The sequence below is a fragment of the Pseudomonas sp. Ps21-P2 genome (assembly GCF_039672565.1).
Taxonomy (GTDB): Bacteria; Pseudomonadota; Gammaproteobacteria; order Pseudomonadales; family Pseudomonadaceae; genus Aquipseudomonas.
This window is the reverse complement of sequence record NZ_JBDFPL010000006.1, coordinates 281,838-302,730: the sequence shown is the minus strand read 5'-3', so window position 1 is coordinate 302,730 and position 20,893 is coordinate 281,838. Positions and strand designations below refer to the sequence as shown.

15 protein-coding genes and 3 pseudogenes are annotated in these 20,893 nt (G+C 54.8%); 14 read left to right on the top strand and 4 right to left on the bottom strand.

The window, feature by feature from the left end:
• Window positions 1–110: 110 nt before the first annotated feature.
• Window positions 111–949, top strand: a pseudogene (locus ABEH28_RS17325) (alcohol dehydrogenase catalytic domain-containing protein); the annotation flags it as partial.
• A gap of 224 nt (window positions 950–1,173) precedes the next feature.
• Window positions 1,174–2,313 carry a glutathione-independent formaldehyde dehydrogenase gene (locus ABEH28_RS17320; RefSeq protein WP_192172907.1) on the top strand — a complete coding sequence of 380 codons (1,140 nt, stop codon included), beginning with the start codon at window positions 1,174–1,176 and terminating at the stop codon, window positions 2,311–2,313.
• 453 nt (window positions 2,314–2,766) lie between these two features.
• On the opposite strand, the gene ABEH28_RS17315 is transcribed toward ABEH28_RS17320, so the two are convergent.
• Window positions 2,767–3,867 (bottom strand): low temperature requirement protein A, encoded by a 1,101-nt coding sequence (locus ABEH28_RS17315; RefSeq protein ID WP_346630643.1) that lies wholly within the window; start codon window positions 3,865–3,867, stop codon window positions 2,767–2,769.
• 821 nt (window positions 3,868–4,688) lie between these two features.
• Here ABEH28_RS17315 and ABEH28_RS17310 point away from each other — a divergent pair.
• From ABEH28_RS17310 to ABEH28_RS17285, 6 genes and pseudogenes are all read left to right on the top strand, one after another.
• Window positions 4,689–6,898: pseudogene (locus ABEH28_RS17310) on the top strand (EAL domain-containing protein).
• A 264-nt stretch (window positions 6,899–7,162) separates the two neighbouring features.
• Window positions 7,163–7,465, top strand: a complete 303-nt coding sequence (locus ABEH28_RS17305; RefSeq protein WP_062383845.1) for a hypothetical protein — start codon at window positions 7,163–7,165, stop codon at window positions 7,463–7,465.
• 365 nt (window positions 7,466–7,830) lie between these two features.
• Window positions 7,831–8,376, top strand: a complete 546-nt coding sequence (locus ABEH28_RS17300; protein WP_192172905.1) for a redoxin domain-containing protein — start codon at window positions 7,831–7,833, stop codon at window positions 8,374–8,376.
• Window positions 8,377–8,384: 8 nt separating this feature from the next.
• The gene (locus tag ABEH28_RS17295) at window positions 8,385–8,924 is read left to right on the top strand and encodes a DsbA family protein (RefSeq protein WP_065991699.1); all 540 of its coding nucleotides are present in this window, start codon (window positions 8,385–8,387) and stop codon (window positions 8,922–8,924) included.
• A gap of 281 nt (window positions 8,925–9,205) precedes the next feature.
• Window positions 9,206–11,962, top strand: a complete 2,757-nt coding sequence (locus tag ABEH28_RS17290; RefSeq protein ID WP_346630642.1) for an AAA family ATPase — start codon at window positions 9,206–9,208, stop codon at window positions 11,960–11,962.
• A gap of 204 nt (window positions 11,963–12,166) precedes the next feature.
• Window positions 12,167–12,488 (top strand): annotated as a pseudogene (locus ABEH28_RS17285) (cation:proton antiporter); the annotation flags it as partial.
• Between the two features lie 99 nt (window positions 12,489–12,587).
• Here the strand turns inward: ABEH28_RS17285 and ABEH28_RS17280 are convergent.
• Complete coding sequence (locus ABEH28_RS17280; RefSeq protein ID WP_192172903.1) at window positions 12,588–13,571, bottom strand: LLM class oxidoreductase; 984 nt, start codon at window positions 13,569–13,571, stop codon at window positions 12,588–12,590.
• A gap of 283 nt (window positions 13,572–13,854) precedes the next feature.
• Between ABEH28_RS17280 and ABEH28_RS17275 the strand changes: the two genes are divergently transcribed.
• Both ABEH28_RS17275 and ABEH28_RS17270 read left to right on the top strand, forming a co-directional pair.
• The gene (locus tag ABEH28_RS17275; RefSeq protein WP_192172902.1) at window positions 13,855–14,010 is read left to right on the top strand and encodes a hypothetical protein; all 156 of its coding nucleotides are present in this window, start codon (window positions 13,855–13,857) and stop codon (window positions 14,008–14,010) included.
• Between the two features lie 209 nt (window positions 14,011–14,219).
• Entirely contained in the window at window positions 14,220–14,711 is a 492-nt protein-coding gene (locus tag ABEH28_RS17270) for a phosphate-starvation-inducible PsiE family protein (protein ID WP_197983862.1), read from the top strand.
• A 96-nt stretch (window positions 14,712–14,807) separates the two neighbouring features.
• On the opposite strand, the gene ABEH28_RS17265 is transcribed toward ABEH28_RS17270, so the two are convergent.
• Complete coding sequence (locus ABEH28_RS17265) at window positions 14,808–15,668, bottom strand: LysR family transcriptional regulator (protein ID WP_192172900.1); 861 nt, start codon at window positions 15,666–15,668, stop codon at window positions 14,808–14,810.
• Window positions 15,669–15,870: 202 nt separating this feature from the next.
• On the opposite strand from ABEH28_RS17265, the gene gloA reads away from it, so the two are divergent.
• On the top strand, window positions 15,871–16,266 hold the full coding sequence (gene gloA / locus ABEH28_RS17260; RefSeq protein ID WP_282371301.1) for a lactoylglutathione lyase: 396 nt from the start codon (window positions 15,871–15,873) through the stop codon (window positions 16,264–16,266).
• Window positions 16,267–17,040: 774 nt separating this feature from the next.
• Here gloA and ABEH28_RS17255 read toward each other — a convergent pair.
• On the bottom strand, window positions 17,041–17,928 hold the full coding sequence (locus ABEH28_RS17255; RefSeq protein WP_192172898.1) for a LysR family transcriptional regulator: 888 nt from the start codon (window positions 17,926–17,928) through the stop codon (window positions 17,041–17,043).
• 102 nt (window positions 17,929–18,030) lie between these two features.
• Between ABEH28_RS17255 and ABEH28_RS17250 the strand changes: the two genes are divergently transcribed.
• From ABEH28_RS17250 to ABEH28_RS17240, 3 genes are all read left to right on the top strand, one after another.
• On the top strand, window positions 18,031–19,029 hold the full coding sequence (locus ABEH28_RS17250) for a zinc-dependent alcohol dehydrogenase family protein (RefSeq protein WP_282371303.1): 999 nt from the start codon (window positions 18,031–18,033) through the stop codon (window positions 19,027–19,029).
• A gap of 229 nt (window positions 19,030–19,258) precedes the next feature.
• Complete coding sequence (locus ABEH28_RS17245; protein WP_065991705.1) at window positions 19,259–19,552, top strand: antibiotic biosynthesis monooxygenase family protein; 294 nt, start codon at window positions 19,259–19,261, stop codon at window positions 19,550–19,552.
• 10 nt (window positions 19,553–19,562) lie between these two features.
• Entirely contained in the window at window positions 19,563–20,582 is a 1,020-nt protein-coding gene (locus tag ABEH28_RS17240; RefSeq protein ID WP_192172895.1) for a zinc-binding alcohol dehydrogenase family protein, read from the top strand.
• Window positions 20,583–20,893 lie beyond the last annotated feature (311 nt).

The following is a 20,893-nucleotide window of genomic DNA, read 5'->3' as shown; positions in this document are numbered from 1 at the left end:
CACCACGTATACAACTGGAACTTGCAACTGTTACGACTATTTTTATGCGGGGACGGCTCGTGCAATGAGGTTATCTCTTAATTGCTGCACGGCCCCATAGGAGGGCTACTATGAAAGCGTTACGCTGGCATGGAAAGAAAGACATCCGATGTGATGACCATTTACCTGACCCTGCGATAGAGGACCCACGTGACGCAATTATCAAAGTCACGTCATGCGCCATTTGCGGCTCGGACCTGCATCTTTATGGCGGTTTCATGCCCGGCATGAAGCATGGAGATATCATGGGCCACTAGTTCATGGGCGAAGTGGTCGAGGTGGGGTCTGCCAACAAGAAGCTAAAGATTGGCGATCGCGTGGTCGTGCCCTTTACGATTTGCTGCGGTGAATGCGATCAATGCCGCCGGGGTAATTTTTCTGTATGCGAGCGCAGCAACCGAAATAAGGACCTCGCCGCTAAGGCCTTCGGCCACACCACTGCTGGTTGTTCGGATATACCCATCTGATCGGCGGCTATCCTGGTGGCCAAGCCGAATACGTGCGCGTGCCTTATGCGGACTTCACGCCGGTTCTAATCCCGGACGGCCTTACCGATGAACAAGTACTTTTCCTCGGAGATATTTTCCCCACCGGCTGGCAGGCCGCCGTGCAATGCGATATTCAACCAACCGACACCGTGGCTATCTGGGGTGCAGGCCCTGTAGGCCAGTTCACGGTGCGCAGCGCGGTGATCCTCGGAGCTAAGCAGGTGGTGTGCATCGACAATGTGCCCGAGCGCCTTGCAATGGCCACGGCCGGTGGCGCCATCGCAATAAATTTTGATGAAGAAAGTGTGCTAGACCGCTTAGCCGAGCTTACGGGCGGTAAAGGGCTGGAGAAATGCATTGATGCGGTAGGCATGGAGTCCCACGCTACCCGTTCGTTTGACTCCGTCTACGATCGCGTGCGGCTATCGCAAAACGTTTCGCAGGGTGGGTGCACTGCACATTATATATATCGTATAAATGGAAGGCTCTGACTTAACGTGGAGCTGTAGATGCAGTGCTTGTGATCGCCGGTGGTCCGGATCGCCGCCGGTCCGGTAGTCACCCGAATCTTTGATCGAACGCAGGTACCGACCAGCCAGATATCTCGTAGCAGACGAATCCAATTCAGTTTGAACGGGAGAATATAATGAAAGCCATCGTGTACAACGGGCCACGCGACGTCAGCGTGCAAAACGTCCCCGACGCCAAGATCGAAAAGCCTACCGACGCAGTAGTGCGCGTTACCACCACCAATATCTGCGGCTCCGACTTGCATATGTACGAGGGCCGCACCTCCATGGAAACCGGTCGAGTCTTTGGTCACGAGAATCTCGGAGAAGTCATTGAGGTCGGTGTCGGCGTAGATCGCGTCAAGGTGGGTGATCGTGTCTGCCTGCCTTTTAACATCGGCTGCGGATTCTGCGAGAACTGCGAAAAAGGACTGACCGGTTTTTGCCTCACGGCCAATCCCGGCACTGCCGGTGCTGCTTATGGTTTTGCCGACATGGGCTCTTATCAGGGCGGCCAGGCTGAGCTGCTCCGGGTGCCCTATGCCGACTTCAACTGTCTGGTTCTGCCAGAAGATGCGCAGGAAAAAGAAAACGACTACGTGATGCTGTCGGACATTTTTCCTACCGGTTGGCATGCAACGGAGCTGGCCGGCCTGATGCCGGGCGAAAGCATTGCTATTTACGGCGCGGGGCCGGTGGGACTCATGGCTGCACATGCCGCGATGATCAAAGGCGCTTCGCAGGTGTTCGTAGTCGATAATCATCCGGATCGATTGAAGCTGGCGGCGCAGATTGGTGCCACGCCGATCAACTCGCTGGAAAGGGAAGCGGTCGACCAGATTCTCAACCTGACTCACGGCAAAGGTACTGATCGGGGCTGTGAATGTGTTGGGTATCAATGCTGTGACAAACACGGTCATGAAGCCAATCATCTGACCATGAACAACTTGGTGGCTTCGACCAAGGCCACTGGTGGTATTGGCGTCGTCGGGGTGTTCGTGCCTCAGGATCCAGGTGCACAGAATGAACTCGCCAAAGAAGGGAAGATGGCGTTCGACTTCGGTGCGTTCTGGTTCAAGGGTCAGCAGATTCGCACCGGGCAAGCCAATGTGAAGGCCTATAATCGTCGGCTCGCGGAGCTTATTCACCATGACCGCGCCAAACCTTCGCAAATCATTTCCCACAGCCTGAAACTGGCTGAAGGGCCTGATGCGTACAAGCATTTTGATGCGCGGGATGAGGGTTGGACTAAGGTCATTCTGAAGCCGGCAGCGTGATGGCCATCCTCATGGCTTGAGCCGACAATTTAGCGGCATTGTGGAGATGTCAGATGATGCGCACCGCATTGCCGCCTATTGCTTGCGGGCCCAGAAATCTATACAGCTGCCACTCACGATCCTTTGCGGGTACCGCTCATTGGATAAATTTATTCGATGAGCCGGTGCAGATTGTCCTCATGGCGCATCTCGGTGGTACGGTGGCGGGGCTCATCGCCGCTAGCTTTTCGGCAGGCAGTGGTCCCCTGATGCAACCGATTAGATTCGTTCGAATAGGCTCGGTCTGTGTGGTAGAACGCTTTCTGGCAACGGAATCGATCGCCAGCGGGTGAACTGGGTTCAGGAGTAGGGATTGAACAACGCGCCAAAGACATCAGTTTAGCCGCTTGGAAGTTCAATCCCCTCTGCGGGGTGTCGCGGAACTCTCCCAAATCTCTGGTCAACAAGAATCACTCAACGATACCTGAAATTCAGCAAAACATAACTGATCATGGTTAACGTTAGACCGATCAATATGTATTCGACACGAGGCAGCCATATAAATGAGCCACCTAAAGAAAATACGATCAACGTGTTTTGAAGTATGTATTTCCTGATCTTAGGTACGGCTATGAAGTAGCCATATTGCTTGCCTACGAAAAATAAGACCATGCCGATGACTGACATAATTTGAAAATCGTGTATCGCAATGTCGTTCAAGATCGCATGTCTGATCAAGTTAGCGAGTAGGGCCAGCCCTAAAAACAGGAAAAGGTGCGAGTAGATCAAGGAATGCCCACTCATGCTGCTTTCATTTCTGCTCAGCAGGTAAAAGCTATCAAAATAGATCCACCATATACTACATGTCATGACAAATCCGGTAATTGCCGCCATTACATTATAAGGATTCCATTGAATGTCAGATAACCCTCCAGCAAGGCTGATCACTGACTCGCCCAATAAGATAAGGGTAAGCAAGCCTAGTCGTTCAACCAAATGGTCTGTATGCGCTGGCAGGGGTTTTAGTTTGCTCCAGGGGAAAACAGGAAGCAGAATATCAAGAAAAATTCCAATGTAAGCTACAATGTATCGAATCGGAGGGTCAAAAATAAGGGATGAAAGACTGAAAGCTGAGCTTACCAAAAGGGCGAAGCCAAGCCTGGAGGCGTATTCGCTACGGCCGTCGACCGTATTGATGGTCGAGATGTACATGATGCTGATGATGGCACGTATACCCACATAGCAGACGATAACAAGCGGGTAGTATACTTCCAGTTCTTCCCCAATCCGTGCGGACAGCACAATGAGCAACAGCATTATAAATAATGTTGACAGACGGTGAAGATTACTGTCCGTGTCAAACCTGTTGGAGTAAATAGTGTGGCTTGACCAGATCCACCATAATGGAACGAAAAGCAGTAAGAAACTCCATATCTGCTCAGGTTCAAAGTGGCCTTGATGTAGATGCCCGAGCGTATGAGTCACCTTGCCAATAGTCACGACAAAAATCAGGTCAAAAAACAACTCTAACCAGGTGGCGTGTCGATTTTGTTCATAATACTTTAAAGATTTCATTCGCTGCTGGCTCCGCGTGCATCTAGAAGAGTCCATTGCCTGAACCTTGATAGATGGGTGATTAGGGCATGCTTAGCGGGATACAACGTGCCCGGCGGGATCACTCAATCCACTATCAGTGGATTCACAACAGAAACGGGCCCTAATCTCAGCCTGAGCCTGAGTGTTTTAGGCAGCCAGACGTTCAAGTTTCGCGGGAAGAAGCATGAGGTAATCCTCCGTGTCTTCGCGGTATTGGATTGAGGGCCAAGTGTGTAGCAGAACGGTTGGATGCCCCTTGACTCACCAGTGACTATAGTCGTGTTTGGCACCTACCGTAGCCGTAGAACGAATTTTCGGCATCCGATACCACCAGCAGTTCGCGCACTTTTCTCGCTGCAGTTTTAGGCGACTTTTTTCAGTCGATGGTTTTTGCAGCTGTTTAGCTACCTAAGTCGAGGGTACTTCTGCATTCTGAAGGACAATCGCTGCCCGTTACGGCACCCAGAAATTGACCAGAGCCACGTCTCGAACGTGTGACGATCAGGTAAAAACCCTGGGCCAAGGTGAGGAAATTCGCGCACCTCTGCCTTGTTCATTCGATAGTGCGCTTCATGATGATTGTTCGGGCAGAGGGCGATCACATCGGCCGAATGGTCGTGGTCCGTTCACCGCCAAACGGCGTCAATCTGACACTGCTTTTTATGTCACCTCTGAGCCTTTCTTCAGCGGGGCGCCGCTGCCTACAGTGCGCGACCGACGCACTAGTGGACACTGATCGGCCGCCCATTATTTCTGGCTCTTTGTAGAGCGGACGACCTCGAGAGTCTTCAGGAACCACCATGAATACTCGTCCCGATTTTCACAGCAATACGTTCCCCGAGTCGCAACGTGACATTCTCGGCATGATCGCAAGCGACCAGCATCTGGACGAAATACTTTCCGCTATTTGCCAGATGCAAAACGCCCTAAGCCCCGATACGTTCTGTTCCATTCTCCTCACTGACGCCGAGGGTAAGCACTTGCTCAGCGGCGCAGCGCCCGGCCTGCCGGCCAAATACAGTGAGGCGATTCATGGAATGGCGATCGGTCCAACGGAAGGCACCTGCGGCACGGCAGCTTTCCGGCGCGAAATGGTGGTCACTGAAGACATCGCTCAAGATCCGAATTGGGAGCGTTTCCGCAGCCTGGCGCTTGGGCATAACTTGCATTCGTGCTGGTCGGTTCCTTTGCTCTCCCATGAAGGCAGCGTTCTGGGCACATTTGCCCTGTATCAGAATCGCACCCATACGCCAGACGAAGTACAGATTCAACAACTTGCGTGCGCGGCCCAACTGGCAGTCATCGCAATCCGCCATGAGCGTGACGGTCAGCGTCTGGAGGAGAGCGAGCAACGCTTTCGTTCACTGTTCACCTATAACCCCAACCCGGTGTTCGCGCTCGATCTGCTCGGCAACATCCAGAGTGTGAATCCCGCAGGCCTGAAGCTTAAGCCGCAGACTGCAACCCAGTTCATTGGCCATCACTTTTCCCGTCTGGTGCCTGAGGAAGACCTGATGCGGGTCAGTCGGCATTTTTCCGCAGCGCGCGCCGGAGCCCCTCAACGCTTCGAGGCACGGCTTCGAGACGAGAATGAAAAACTGTTGACCATGGACATTTCGAACCTGCCCATCATGGTCAACGGCGAGATCGTTGGTGTGTTTGGCATTGCCCGTGACATCAGCGATCAGAAGCATTTCGAGCGCCAGTTGAGTTTCAACGCCAGCCATGACCAACTGACCGGCTTGCTTAACCGTGTGTCGCTTGAAGACCAGCTTATTCTGGATTGTCACCTCAGTCGTCGGCGTAAGCGGCTGTTGGCGGTGATGTGCATAGATTTGGATGGTTTCAAATCCATCAATGATTCGATCGGCCACTACTTTGGCGATCAGGTGCTGGTCGAGGTAGCGCGACGCATGGCCGAGCAGGTTAGGCCCGGGGACACGATCGTGCGCATGGGCGGTGACGAATTCATCGTTCTGTTGCCGGACCTGCTGCGTGATGAAGACGTCGTGCCGGTGGCCGAGCGATTGATGGCCAGCATTGCCAGACCCTACTGCATCCAGGGCATCGACCTGCACGTAAGCGCAAGTGTCGGCATCACTCTGAGCGATGGTCACCTTGAGCAGCCGATGCAGTTGATCCAGCAGGCTGACATGGCTATGTACAAAGCCAAACAACAAGGGCGTAACAACTTTCAGTGGTACACCAGCGACCTGAATCAGCGAGTTTGCGAGCACGCCACGCTGCGCAATGACCTGCAAAAGGCTATCGAGACTCAGTCGTTACAGCTGCATTATCAACCGCAGATCGACGCACGCACCGGGCGTGTGGTCGGGATCGAAGCGTTGCTGCGCTGGGAGCATCCGGAAAAGGGATTTATCCCCCCAGCGGTATTTGTACCGGTGGCCGAGGACAGCGGTCAGATCATCGCGCTTAGCCTTTGGGTGCTCGATACGGCCTGCGCTCAGTTGCGCCTGCTGGACGAGCAGGGCATCACGGGCATCTCGATGGCCGTCAATATCTCACCGATGCATTTTCAGCGTGGCCATTCGTGCAGTATGTCCAGGCCACGCTGGACAAACATGGTCTGCGAGGTGAACAACTGGAGCTGGAGATCACCGAGTCGCTGCTGTTGCACAACGCTGAACAGGCGATCGAGACGTTGCACCGGCTCAAGGCATTGGGGGTGCGGATTGCACTCGATGACTTCGGCACCGGTTTTTCCAGCCTCAGCTACCTCAAGCGTTTGCCGATCGACAAAATCAAGATCGACCGTTCGTTCATCCGGGAAATCGCTACCGATCATCACGATGCGGCGATCACCCAGGGCATTATTTCCATGGCCCACCACCTCAGCCTCATTGTAGTCGCCGAAGGCGTTGAAACGGCGTCCCAAATGGAATTCCTGAAAGGCAGTCGCTGCGATATTTTTCAGGGTTATCACTTCGCCAGACCGATGCCGTTTGCCGCCCTCGAAGAGTTCCTGAGCCATCCAGAGTTTCATCGCTGACCGGCCGTTCGGTTGTCAGCGTCTTGAACATCGGATGCTGAGGGAAAGGGCGCCGCTGTCGAGTAAATGGGCTGGGTGCAGCTAATGACGGGTGCGAGGCAGTCCGGCGTCTGCTTCTGGCCGTTTGCTCTGCCGGCGGAATGACTCGACGCTATCTCCCATCCCCACGACGCTGGAGCTTGCTGCCAAGTCGGCAAATATCCCGTTGGGCTTACTGGAAAGCATGGCGCATGATGACCAGGTCATAACAAGAGGACACACGTCATGGTCAACGTAGCGTTGTTCGTTCGTCTCGAAGCAAAACCCGGGAAAGAGAAAGAGGTTGAGAGCTTTTTAGTGAGTGGTCTTGCAATCGTGGCGGAGGAGCCAGCCACCACGGCCTGGTTCGCCATCCGCTTGGGACCTTCCACCTTTGGCATCTTTGACGCCTTCCCGGATGAAGCAGGCCGACAGGCTCATCTTTCGGGCAAGGTCGCCGCCGCGCTTATGGCAAAGGCTGCCGAGCTGTTTGCCGAACCGCCGTCAATCGAGAAGGTTGACGTCCTTGCGGCAAAGCTGCCCGGCTAGGCAAGCCCGACGAGGCATTCCAACCCGTCCCTGCCGCCGTTTGCCGCGTCAGGGACGCGGCTGAGTCTGGACGTTACCGCGGGTCTCTTTTCGCGGGGGAGGTGCCAACAGCGACTATAGTCATTGGTGCGTCAGATCAAATCAGCCGTTGTGCTGCCAACCTGGCCTCAACCCCATTCCGAGAAAGCACGGCGGATCGCCTCGTGCTCGTTGATGCGGACCATAACCCTCGCAGCCGAAGACACTCAGGCTTGTATCGAGGCCTCTTCGCCACTCTGAATCCCTTGACGGTGGATGGAGTTATCCCGCCGGGCGAGTTGTATCCGGCTGAGCAGAACCCACCCCCATCTATCAGGGCTCAAGCAATGAACACTTCAGCATTGGATGATGCAAAAGAAACGACCGACGGCCCGGTTCAAGAACCACTTCCAGCCGGCACTGTCGCCCCCGATTTCTCCCTGTACGCGACCCCCGATCAGCGGCTGTCCCTGCACGAGCTAAAGGGAAGTCCCGTAATATTGGCGTTCTATCCCGCTGACTGGAGCTCGGTGTGTGGCGACCAACTGACCTTGTACAACCAGGTGCTCCCCACATTCAGAGAGTACGGCGCGACGCTGCTGGGTATTTCCGTGGACAGCGCTTGGTGTCATCAGGCCTTCGTCAAAGACCGTGGTTTTCACTTCAGCCTGCTTGCCGATTTCGAGCCCAAAGGAGCGGTGGCGCGACAGTATGGCGCGTACGAATCCCACCTTGGAGTTTGTAAGCGGGCGTTGTTCGTGATTGACAAGGAGGGGGTGGTCGCCTGGAGTTACGTTTCACCGATGGCAATCAATCCTGGAGCGGACGGCATTCTGGATGCGCTGGATGCTCTGGCGGATTCCCCACACAGCACGCCCTCCAAAAACCAGTAGGTGATCACATGGCCACTCTCAAAGTCCCGGTAACTGCAAACGACCATCGCCAGGGAAGGGCGCATGCCAAGGTCACACTGGTGGAATATGGCGACTACGAATGCCCCTATTGCGGTTTGGCGTACTGGGTCGTCAAGAAGCTGCAGCAGCATTTTGGCGAGGATCTGTTGCTTGTTTTCCGCAACTTTCCACTAACCACTGCTCACCCGCATGCGCTGGGTGCAGCTGTCACCGCTGAATATGCCGGGAGTCGAGGATTCTTCTGGGAGGCCCACGACGAGTTGTATGAAAATCAGGATCGATTGGGCGTGCCGCTGTATGGCGCCATCGCACTGAGACACGGCCTTTCCAGCGATGAACTCGTTGTTGCCATGCAAACCGATATCTATCTGCCCAAAATACAATCCGATTTCAATGGCGGCGTACGTAGCGGGGTAAACGGCACGCCCGCGTTCTACATCGACGGGCTTCGCTATGACGGGCCTCCCGAGGTCACCGAGATGAGTCAGGCGATTGAGCTTTCCTCGATGCGTGGACTCAATCGCTAGCTAGCGCCTGGGTTGATAGCTAACGACAGGCTGTTTATTTACACGAAATGTCTGGTCGTCGTTCGTCGGTAATCAAGTAGCCGTGGCGCGCTTTCATGAGATCGCGACTATGTTGAACGGGTGGCATCGTTTCCCAAGGCTGCCATTCCCTCCCACCTCATCGTCTTGGCGACCAAGCTCAGCGTATTGCTGGTCTCATGCCCCTGTTTCCTGAGCATCGTTGAGGGCACGTAGATCCATCTGTATGAGTCCGTGTTATCCATTTTTGGAGACAACTCATCATGGCTACTCTCTGTGAAATATGTAACGCCAGACCCGCTGTCGCGCGAGTGACCGTGTCGCAAAATGGTCAGGCCAGAACCATGTCAGTTTGCGACCACGATTACCGTCAACTTTTACGCCATCAAAGCATGTTGAACCCCTTCGACTCTTTGCTGGGCGGTGGCGTGTCCCGCTTTTTCGACAGCATTGGCGGAGCGGCGGAACAGGGGGGGGATGACTTAAGGCTCTCTGCGCATGTGCCTCGCGAATCTGTCGATGCAACTGATGCATTCAGCTCCCAGACGCTGGAAATCCTGCAACGCGCTGGAGATAAAGCCCATGAGTTCAACCGCAGCGAGCTCGATACTGAGCATCTGTTGTATGTGCTTGCCGATACCGACGTAGGCACAGCGTTGCTCAAAGAATTGAAGCTTTCTGCGGACGACATCAAAGGCTACATCGATCAACACGCTCAAAGGGGCGCAGCGGAGGCGCAGGCTCCGGTGGATCAGATGAGCATCTCGCCTCGACTGAAGAAAGTGTTCAATTTTGCGTTCCAGGCATCTCGTGATTTAGGGCACTCGTATGTTGGCCCCGAGCATCTGTTGATCGGGCTTTCCTCGGTGCCCGAAAGCATTGCCGGAACGCTGCTCAAAAAATACGGCGTGACCCCTGAAGCTTTGCGGCAGAAGGTGGTCAAAGTGGTGGGTAAGGGGGCTGAGGACGGGAGAGTCGAGACCCCCACGGGAACACCGACACTCGACAAGTTCGGTCGCGACCTGACGTCATTGGCTCGTGAGGGCAAGCTGGATCCCGTATTGGGCCGCGCGCTGGAAATCGAAAACACCATTGAGGTGCTGGCCCGCCGGAGGAAGAACAATCCGGTCCTGATCGGCGAACCCGGGGTTGGCAAGACAGCCATCGTTGAGGGGCTTGCACAGCGCATAGTAAAGGGCGATGTCCCGGAAATTCTGCGTGGCAGACGGCTAGTTGAAGTCAATCTGAACTCAATGGTCGCGGGCTCCAAATACCGTGGTGAATTTGAGGAGCGCGCCAAGCAACTGCTCGATGAAGTGGCTGCAAAGAGCTCGGAGCTGATTCTGTTCATCGATGAGCTGCATACGATCGTTGGCGCGGGGCAGGGAGGTGAAGAGGGCGGCTTGGACATTGCCAACGTATTGAAACCCGCACTGGCACGCGGGGAGCTCAGTCTGATCGGTGCGACGACGCTCAATGAGTACCAAAAGCACATCGAAAAGGATGCGGCGCTCGAAAGACGTTTTCAGCCCGTCCTGATATCCGAGCCCACTGTAGAACAGACCATCATTATCCTGCGTGGGCTGCGCGATAAGCTTGAGGCGCACCATCAGGTGACGTTCGCCGAAGAAGCATTCGTGGCAGCGGCGGAGCTGTCGGATCGTTACATTACCTCGCGCTTTCTGCCGGACAAGGCCATTGACCTGATCGACCAGGCTGCGGCCCGCGTGCGCATCAGCGCCTCGTCAAGGCCCGCTGGCATTCAGGAGCTGGAAGCAGAAATCACCCAGCTCAAACGCGAACAGGACTATTCATCGTCGCGAAAACGCTTTGATGAATCCAAAGGCTTCCAAGAGCGCATCGGTCAAAAACAAGCCCAGTTGGGAGAGGAGACAGAAGCCTGGGAGCGCAAGACGGGTTCCGAAACCCTCGAGGTGACCCTTGAGTCGATTGCCGAAGTACTCTCCCGTCTGACCGGTATTCCGGTAACCGAACTCACCCAGGAAGAGCGTCAGAAGCTGCTGAACATGGAAGACACTTTGCGTGATCGGCTGGTCGGGCAGGAAGACGCCGTGCTTGCGGTCAGCGATGCGGTTCGTTTGTCCCGCGCCGGCCTTGGACAGGCCAACAGACCTATTGCCACGTTTCTCTTTCTTGGTCCAACCGGCGTGGGCAAAACCGAATTGGCCAAAGCGTTGGCAGAGACGGTGTTTGGCGACGATCAATCGATCATTCGCATCGATATGTCGGAGTACATGGAGCGTCATGCGGTTGCCCGGTTGATCGGTGCGCCACCCGGTTATGTGGGATACGAAGAAGGTGGTCAGTTGACAGAGCGTGTCCGCCGCAAGCCCTACAGTGTGATTCTGCTCGACGAGATCGAGAAGGCGCATCCCGATGTGAGCAACGTATTGCTGCAGGTGTTCGACGATGGTCGTCTCACGGACGGCAAGGGACGTATTGTCGACTTCAGCAATACGATCATCATCGCCACCAGCAATCTGGGCTCACCCGTTATCATGGAGAATCTTGAGCGCCCGGAAGATGAACGCCTTACGGATAAAGCGTTACGTGATGAATTAATGGGAGTCTTGAAAGGGCATTTTCGTCCCGAATTCCTGAACCGTATTGATGACATCATCGTGTTCCATGCCCTTACCCGTGACAACATCAGATCGATTGTAGGCATTCAGCTTGATCGGGTCATTCGAACTGCGGCTGCCCAGAACATCACGGTGAAAGTGGCTGACACCCTCATTGATCATCTGGCGGATGTTGGTTATCAGCCCGAGTTTGGCGCGCGCGAGTTGAAACGTCAGATTCGCCAGACCGTCGAAACGTGGCTTGCGAAGGAAATGCTCGCTGGCAAGCTACAGGCCGGCGACAGCGTTGAGCTGGGTTACGACAAAGCGCGTAACGAAGTGCTCTTCAATAAGCTGGATGCGCCAAACGCCTCGGCAAACATGAGTCCGCCCGACCAGCCTGATGATCGCGTGTCTATCGCGGGGACAGGGACTTAGCTCAACGTGCTCCCGTCATTGGGTAGCAGGACTGTTGATGACGTCGTGCAATGAAGCACTGGATCCTCGGATGCCTGGACGAGCCCGGCAGACGAAGATGCGTTCTTGATGCAGGCTCAGGAGGTGCCTGATGCTGAAGCTTTTTTCGGGACTGACCACTTATCTTCCTCTCTGCATTACCGGTCCTGACGTGTCCGCCCCCATTTGGAGGCCGCCATAGAATCGTTTCGTGGCCTGCTGCTGGCGCTGTTCTTTCTCGGCGTCGACATGACGCTGGATCTGCAAGTGATGGCCAGAAACTGGACGCTCATCACCTCCGGCGTGCTGTCGCTGATGGCGGTCAAGGCGTTGTGTATATGGCGTCGCGCTTCGATAAAAGCAGCCACAGCGACGCACTGCATCCCTCCATTGATGGCACAGGGCGGCGAATTTGCGTTTGTGCCATTGCGAAGCGCTCAAACTCAGAGTCATCAGTACCGAAGTCAACGCCAACATGACGGCTACCGTGGTGCTATCCATGGCGCTGGAACAGCGCCAGCCTGGCAGGCTTCGCTTTCGGGTGAAAGCAACTCATGGTCACCCAGCCGTAGATCACATCGGCCGGGCGTGGCGATGGTTGCGTGTATCAGTCCACTTCAGGACGCGGCTGTACTGCGAATTCCGGAACAATGTGAGTACCCAGCTCCTCAATGACATCCTCAGCAGGGCGCTTTCCGTATTTGAGATTCAGGATAACGTGGTCCACCCCGATCTCCTCAAGCGACTCCAGCAAAAACCGCAGATGGTAGCGTCCCAGTTTGAACCCTAAATGAATGCGGGTGGGCGGCGTGGATGGAGTCTCGTCGAGGTCGATATAAAGCGACTGAGCGAAGGGCTTATAGACGGCGCCACATTGCTTCATGACCTCACGTCGCCAGTCTTCAACGATCAGCCGCTGCATGTTCGGTATGCGTGGATAGTTGATCCATCCGAGGCTTTCGCGCGCGATCCAGTCCAGCGACTGGCGACTGTTTCCAGTCACCAGCATTGGAATGGATTGGGTTGTGGGTTTGGGAATCAAGTCAGCGCCCTGCATCTCACCACCGCTCCAGCGGATGGGTTCGAAGCTGGTGCTGTGGGCTTTCCTAATAACCTCGTAGTGCTCCCGAAAGAGCTCTCCACGCCTTTCGGGATCGACGCCGAAAGCTAAAAACTCCACCGGACGATCGCCGGAAGCCACCCCCAGAATCAAGCGACCTGCGCTCAGTTGATCGACGCTGGCAGATGCCTTGGCGGTATGCAGCGGATGGCGCAACGGTATGGCAATGGACGCAGTGCCAAGCGCAATCTCAGACGTATGCGCGGCCATGTAGCCCAGATAAACCCAAGGGTCGAACAGTTGGCCAACATCGCCGAAACCGGGATCCCGAAGAGGCACATCACGAAACCAGAGCGCGCAGAAACCCAACGCCTCCGCTCGTTTGGCCAAAGCGACCTGGTTGAGCATGCTGGGCATGTCCCCATCGAAAGCCTCCAAAGGGAAAAACAATCCAAGGCTCAAATGACCCTGAGTGAAGGTCCGGCTGAACCCTCGATGCTGCTGATAAGTAATGGTGCTCGGCCGATACATACTGATTTTCCTCAATGGGAGAACGTGAACAGCGGCCTCATTTCCAGAGGTGCTGCGGCATCGGTCGCTTGAGAACGACAGGTGGGGGAGTGCGTAAAACGTTTACCCGTTGTGCGGTAAATGTTGGTCGGGCGGGACGTATTAAGGAGCCAGTGGCTGGTGATACACGCGGGCAGGTCCAGATCGCGGCAAGCGGACAGTCAGAAGGGAATCTGATTGCCCCAGCCTTTGCCTCAACTGAGTAAAGGCGTGGGGTCATCCAACAAGCGTAGGCGGGTTTGCAATGAATCGCCATGCGGGTTGTGACGATGATTGCTACGCGTCGATGAATCAGCCGCGATCGCTGGCGGCGATACTGGCGCAGGGGATTGAGCGGGTTGAACAGATCACGCTCGCAATCATCGAGCGCAACGACAAGATCTCCATTATCAGCAACTAGAACCCAGACCAGCTCACGTCAACAGCCTGGGTTCACTGTTGCCGAGGCGGTCGGGCAGACTCCGATGCGGGTAGCGCATCGAGAGCACTGGGAATGATTCGGCCGTACCCCCGAAACTCTGCTTCACTCAACTATCTGGCGCGCTGGATCAGCGGCTACAGGCGAGCCATGCCGACAGCTGAAACCACACGTGCTGGAGCAAAAACCTAATGAAGAATCCGGCCCCCTCAGCCCCACTGCCTCCGAGATCGACGTTGAAAAGCCTTCGTGTCCAGTGGTCACTGATGAACGCCTATGAGCGATTCGAGCAGATCATCGTGCTGGCGCTTGGCGTGATGATCTCGTGCGTCATCGTCATTGCTTTGTTCCAGCTCTATAGACGAGTGCTGCCGCTGGTGGTAGGCGGCGCGATTGATCCCTTGGATCACGGCGATTTCCAGTTACTGTTCGGTTCGATCTTCACTGTATTGATCGCCTTGGAGTTCAAGCACTCCATCATTCGTCCGGCGTTCAGGCACGGCAGCATCGTGCAGCTGCGAACAGTGATTCTTATCTCGCTCCTGGCCCTGAGTCGCAAATTCGTGATTCTTGATTCCGCTTCAACGCCCGCCGCCACTATCGCTGCATTGGGGTTTGCAACGCTGGTCTTGGGGATCATCTATTGGTTGTTCACAAAACGCGGCAGATTGCCTGAGGAATAAAAGGCCCAGCCCTATTTCGTTGGGGATTACGACCACGTCCCACCAAGAGACGCCCTCGGGGTTTGACGAGTTCGAATCGTTTAGACGTGGTTGCAATTAAACACCCAGACTGTCGATGACCTCGATGAAGTTTCTGATCAGGGGTGATTGCTGGTTCTTTCTCCAGACGAAATAGATATCGCTTGAATCCAGACTGGGCACCTGGTCAGCCTGAAACGTGTGCGCCTGACTGGCAAAACGATCCACGTAACTCTCTGGTATGCAGGCGAAACCTATCCCTTGCGCGATACAGGCGAAGATACTCGGATACGATTCGATTTCCAGAATAGCCCGAGGCTGGATACCGCTGCTTTCCAACCAGTTATCGACCTGTTGTCTGTAGTGACACGTGCGACCGAATACATATAGTTCGAGCCCCGACAAATCTTGGGGAGTGGGCGAGGAAAGAGCTTTGGGCACTACTCTGATCAAGCGCTCACGAAACGCTAGTCGGCTATCCAGCAAAGGATGCTGGATCGGGCCGTCAGTAAGAATCAAATCAAGCTCGCCATCCATCAAAAGTCGCTCAAGGAATAGCGAGTGCTCCGGGCGAATGTGAAGTTCTACCCCCGGCGCCTCAAGGCGATAACGTACGAGGCGCTCCGGTAGATGATTGGCCAGCGCTACATCTAGCGCTCCGACGCGAAGCACTCCCTGCATGGAATCGTTTGAGAACAACGAGCGCGTTTCAGCTGCCAGGTCAATGAGCTGTTTGGCTTTTCGGTATACCAACCTGCCCTCGGGAGTGACCAGCAATCGGTTATTTTCGCGATTGAACAAAACGACGCCGAGTTGAATTTCGAGCTCTCGCAGTCTGGCCGTGATGTTCGACGGTACACAATGCAGCGATGCGGCTGCTGCGGCTATCGTGCCGTGGTCGACGACAGCGCAAAAAAAGCCCAGCTGCGAAAGTTTCAAGAGAATCTCCTTTTGTGATGGCCTGGCTCACTTCTGATCACTTTTAGTGATTGGCTTTGCAGCTTAACATTGTCCCGTCAAATGCATCCAGCCTTAAACAGACTGGCTATTGGCTGAGCACCAGAGCTGAAATCGGGCTTACGATGAAAGTATTTTTAGAGATGTTGGCTATGCAATGGCCGACGCTGCCGCGGAGAAGTAGATGCGCATACTGCATACCATGTTGCGTGTAGTGAACCTGGACAAATCCATTCACTTCTACACGAGGCTGCTTGGCATGAGCCTCTTAAGACGCAAAGACTACCCAGAGGGCGAGTTCACACTGGCTTTCCTTGGTTATGGTCCGGAGACCGAGGCGGTCGCCCTGGAGCTGACGCATAATTGGGGACAAAACAGCTATGAGCTTGGTGATGCTTACGGGCATGTCGCTATCGAGGTTGAAGATGCAGACGCATTATGCAGCCGTGCTGCGATCATGGGATATCGCGTTCCGCGACCAGCAGGTGTTATGAAACATGGGCGTACGGTCATCGCGTTCATTGAGGACCCCAATGGATATAAGGTTGAGCTGATTCAAAAAGGTACGCAATTCGACTGAGCGAGCGCCGCGATCGCGCGATAAGGATCATTACCATATATCCACTCAACACCTCATTTGCATGAGGCTTGAAGTTTTAGGTGCATCATTGAATAAACTGATCCTCCACTGCCACATCTTCAAGCCGGTAACGAATCCTACCGCTTTAAAACAGCACCCTGACTGCCGATAAAAATATCAACTTCGCCGAAAACGCCGCATTAAAATGGCGGCGTATGGGCTCAAATAATCAGGATGCACTGGGTCGTTCGGAAACTCCTGTATGTTCTGATGCACGCGCGTATCTCTGATCCCCAAATTTGTCAGTGTCAGAAATCAATTACCCTTCATAATCCAACCTCTAATGCTATAACTGTCATTCAGGTCTCTTACGACGCGCACTGCGTCCCTCCCGTTTTTGTACGGGCCGATGACAACGAAGTTGTTTTCTCTGCGCGCCACTGACAATTGCATGTTCTTGATAGCTTTGGTTGCGCGATTTCGGCTGGGTGTATTCATCGCTATCTCGATGATCCATACGCCGATCAAGGACGTGGCGAGAGCAGTGTGTCCAACGGGAGGAACCACGTTTGCGCATGTCAAACAATGGCGTTGCAGTGTAATGAGCGACAATGGCCCTGTGCGAAAGAGGTGCCATTGAGGTTGGGTGTTTTTTTGCTAGCGATGAGTGCTAGGCATATACCGACGAGCGTAATCAGAACAGTGAGGGCGAGGGTCCATCTGGTCTTCTTACTCCATCCGGCAGGATTTATCGTGGCGGCACTGTCGCTTTCTTCAAACGGGGTGGGCCGCGACCCACTCTTTGAGATGAGCAACAAAGCTCAGGACAGTCGGAGCAATGTTTTCTCTTGAAGGGTAGACCGCATAAATTCCCACCGGCGGCTCAATGGCCCAGTCGGACAATGCCTCCACCAGAGCGCCTGAATCAAGATCATCTCGTACATGCCAGTCCATGAGCAGCGCTATTCCATGTCCATCTATCACCATCTGGCGAACCACTTCCCCAAGACTGGATGAAAACCGTTTGCGTATTTTGCAGGTTTTTTTGATGCCTCCCCGGGACATGGCCCAGCTGGAATCCTTACCAACGATCAGCCCGTCCAGCATGGCCAGTTCTTTTGGAGAGATAGGCATGCCCTGTTTTTCCCAATACTGGGGGGCGGCGCATATCAGACGTCGAGAGGCAGCAACTCTTTGCGCGATCAGGGACGAATCGGCCATCACGCCGTGCCGAATCGCAAGATCGGTACCATGGGCGGCCAGATCAACCAGTTGATCCGTTGGATGAAGATCGACGATGACGCCAGGGTAGCGTTTGAGATAACTGCTTACGACGCTCGATAAATAACCTTGGGCAAATGTCGCGGAAGCGGTTATGCGCAGATGACCGGTAATCTCGGTCTTCTGGAAAAATCCTCCCTCGGCCTTCTCGACGCTTTCGAGGATGCTCAGGGCATGCTGATAAAGCTTCTCACCGTCAGAAGTGGGGCTGAGTTTACGGGTGGTTCGGTTAAAAAGTCTCCGGCCCACGCTGTCTTCAAGGGCCAGAAGACGCTTACTTCCACCCGCAGCTGTCATCCCCAGCCGTTCGGAAGCCGCACGGATGGATCCCTCTTCAAAAACGGCAACAAACAAACGCAATTCATCGATGGAATCCAGCACTTATTACCAACCAACAGGACCGAAAGATTCAACAACTCTAACGTACTTATCCAATTTTATTGATGATAATTTGGTGGCCTATAGTTCCTCGGAGTTAAACCCTTGAAAGCCATTGTGATAAATCAGCATGGTAGCTCAGACCTTTTTGTCGAAATTCAGACGGACAATCCCCGCGCGCGAGCAGGTCATGTGATTGTCGATGTGCGGGCGACAAGCGTGAATCCAGTGGACACGAAAATTCGCCGTGGCAGCGAAGGTACGGCTGGTCTGACTTTCCCGGCCACTCTTCACATTGATGTTTCAGGGGTGGTCAGCTCCGTCGGTACTGGCGTGACTCGCTTCAACCCAGGCGATGAAGTCTATGGCTGTTTCGGCGGCATCGTGGGGATTCCCGGTGCGCTGGCAGATCAGATGGAGGTCGATGCCAATATGCTGGCGCTAAAACCCACGTCACTCTCTTTTGGCGAAGCAGCAAGCTTGCCGCTCGTGGCGATTACTGCATGGGAGGCGCTGATCGACCGTGCTTCGATCAAACCCAATGACAATGTCCTTGTACATGGTGGCACCGGCGGTGTAGGGCACATAGGGATTCAATTGGCCAAGGTTCTGGGAGCCAAGGTATCGACGACGGTTTCCACACCGGAAAAAGCGGAAATTGCCCGTCGGTTGGGCGCCGATGAAATTATTTTTTATAACGGCGAGACGCCTGAGGAATACAGTCAGCGAATCACTGGAGGAAAGGGATTCGATACGGTCTTCGATACCTTGGGCGGCGAGGTCTTACAGAACTCGCTGAAAGCCGCGAAGCTCAAGGGCCACGTCGTCTCGATCATCGGTTACGACACCTACGATCTGACCGAAATGCACTTCAAGGCATTGAGACTCGACCTGGTATTTATGGCTGTTTCGATCATTCATAACCAAGACCGCAAGCACCATGGCGAGATCCTGCAAAGACTGGCTGCCCTGGTTGATCGCGGCTTGGTCAAGCCACTGATCGATGAGCGCCATGATTTCACTGCTGCGGGCGTCAGTGCGGCACATGATCGCCTAGAGTCAGGTCGTGCCATTGGCAAAGTCGTCATTGAGCGAAAGGCTTAGTCACGCCGACACAGGATCGTGTGCACCGGGCCTAGAAGACAGTGACTCAGTCTTCCCCTGCGACGAGTTCATGTGTGTCGTGCCGATAACCTGGATCTCGACCAGGCCGCCATCTCGCAGCACCGCGGATTCAAATTGTTGGTCGCACGGCCGACGGCATGGATATCTTCGATACACCCGTGCCAGCCAATGCGCTCTCTCTTTATAACGCCCACAAGCAGGAGGTTTGATGACCACCCCTTTGACACTGATTGCCACTTTGACCGCCAAGGCCGGGTTTGAAGCCGAACTCGAGGAGACGCTGCAGCGCCTGCAAGGCCCGAGCCGAGCCGAAGCGGATTGCATCCAGTACGATTTCCATCGTGATGCCGAGCAGGCTCGCACTTTCCACATGATCGAACAGTGGCGCACTGAAGCGGCGCTGACTGCTCACGAAGCGACACCGCATTTTCAGGCCGCGCTCCCTTTCATCGAGCGTGCTGCTGAAAAACTCACCATCACGAAAATGTATCGCATCTCCTGAGGTTCTTCGAATGAAAGCCATTGCACACTTCAAATGCCTGCCTATCGAACATCCCAACGCTTTGGTGGAGATCGATATACCCGAGCCAGTGACGAAGCCGCGCGACCTGCTCGTAGAGGTAAAGGCCGTATCGGTCAATCCTGTCGATACCAAGGTGCGACAGGGCTACGTACCGCACGAAGACGAAAGCCAGCCCCGTATCCTCGGATGGGACGCTACCGGTGTGGTCAAGTCGGTCGGCAGCGACGTGACGCTGTTCAAGCCTGGTGACAGGGTCTGGTACGCCGGATCGTTGATCCGCCCGGGCAGCAACAGTGAGCTGCAACTGGTGGACGAGCGTATCGTCGGTTCAATGCCCCAGTCGCTGGATTTCAGCCAGGCTGCGGCATTGCCACTGACTTCCCTGACCGCCTGGGAGTTACTCTTCGATCGCCTCGGTGTTGCAAGTGATACCACCGACCGGGGCGAAACGCTGCTCATCGTCGGCGCTGCGGGCGGGGTGGGTTCGATCCTGACTCAGTTGGCGCGTCAACTGACCGGACTAACAATCATCGGCACGGCTTCGCGCCCGGAAACCCAGGCTTGGGTCGCCGAGCTGGGTGCGCATCACGTCATCGACCATACCAAGCCACTCAGCGAAGAGCTCAAGCGCATTGGCATTGGACAAGTCAGCTATGTCGCAAGCTTGACCCAGACTGATCGGCACTACGAGCAAATCATCGAATCACTGAAGCCTCAGGGCAAGCTGGGCCTGATCGATGATCCGGCCACGCTTGACGCTGTACCGCTGAAGCGTAAGAGCCTGTCGTTGCACTGGGAGCTGATGTATACCCGCTCGCTTTACGAAACCGAGGACATGCAGGAGCAGCACAACATCCTCAACGAAATTGCGCGGCACGTTGATTCGGGTCTCTTGCGCACCACTCTCGGCGATAACTACGGACGCCTCAGCACAGAAAATCTTCGTCGTGCCCATGCTCTACTGGAAAGCGGCAAGGCGAAAGGCAAGATCGTTCTGAAGGGCTTCTAAGAGGTACTACAGAAACGACTGGGTAATTTCCAGCTCCAGGTACCCATTGCGCAAACCGTGTTGCTTCAGGCGCTTGGACACGCACGGAAAGCATCGAAGCCCGAGACTGCCGGGCCGCGATCGGCCTCAAGCAACGCGATAAAGACCAAACACAGCGGAGCCATGGGGCCCTCCTCACAGACAGCTTTCGACCCATAGCGGCCTCTCGATCCCACCGCGTCGCAGACTCCGATGACCAATTCGTCGACCCTCGTCGCGGCGTTGTCCAGCAGTGTCGTTTGCTGAGGAATCAGATTCGCTGGTCTCCCACG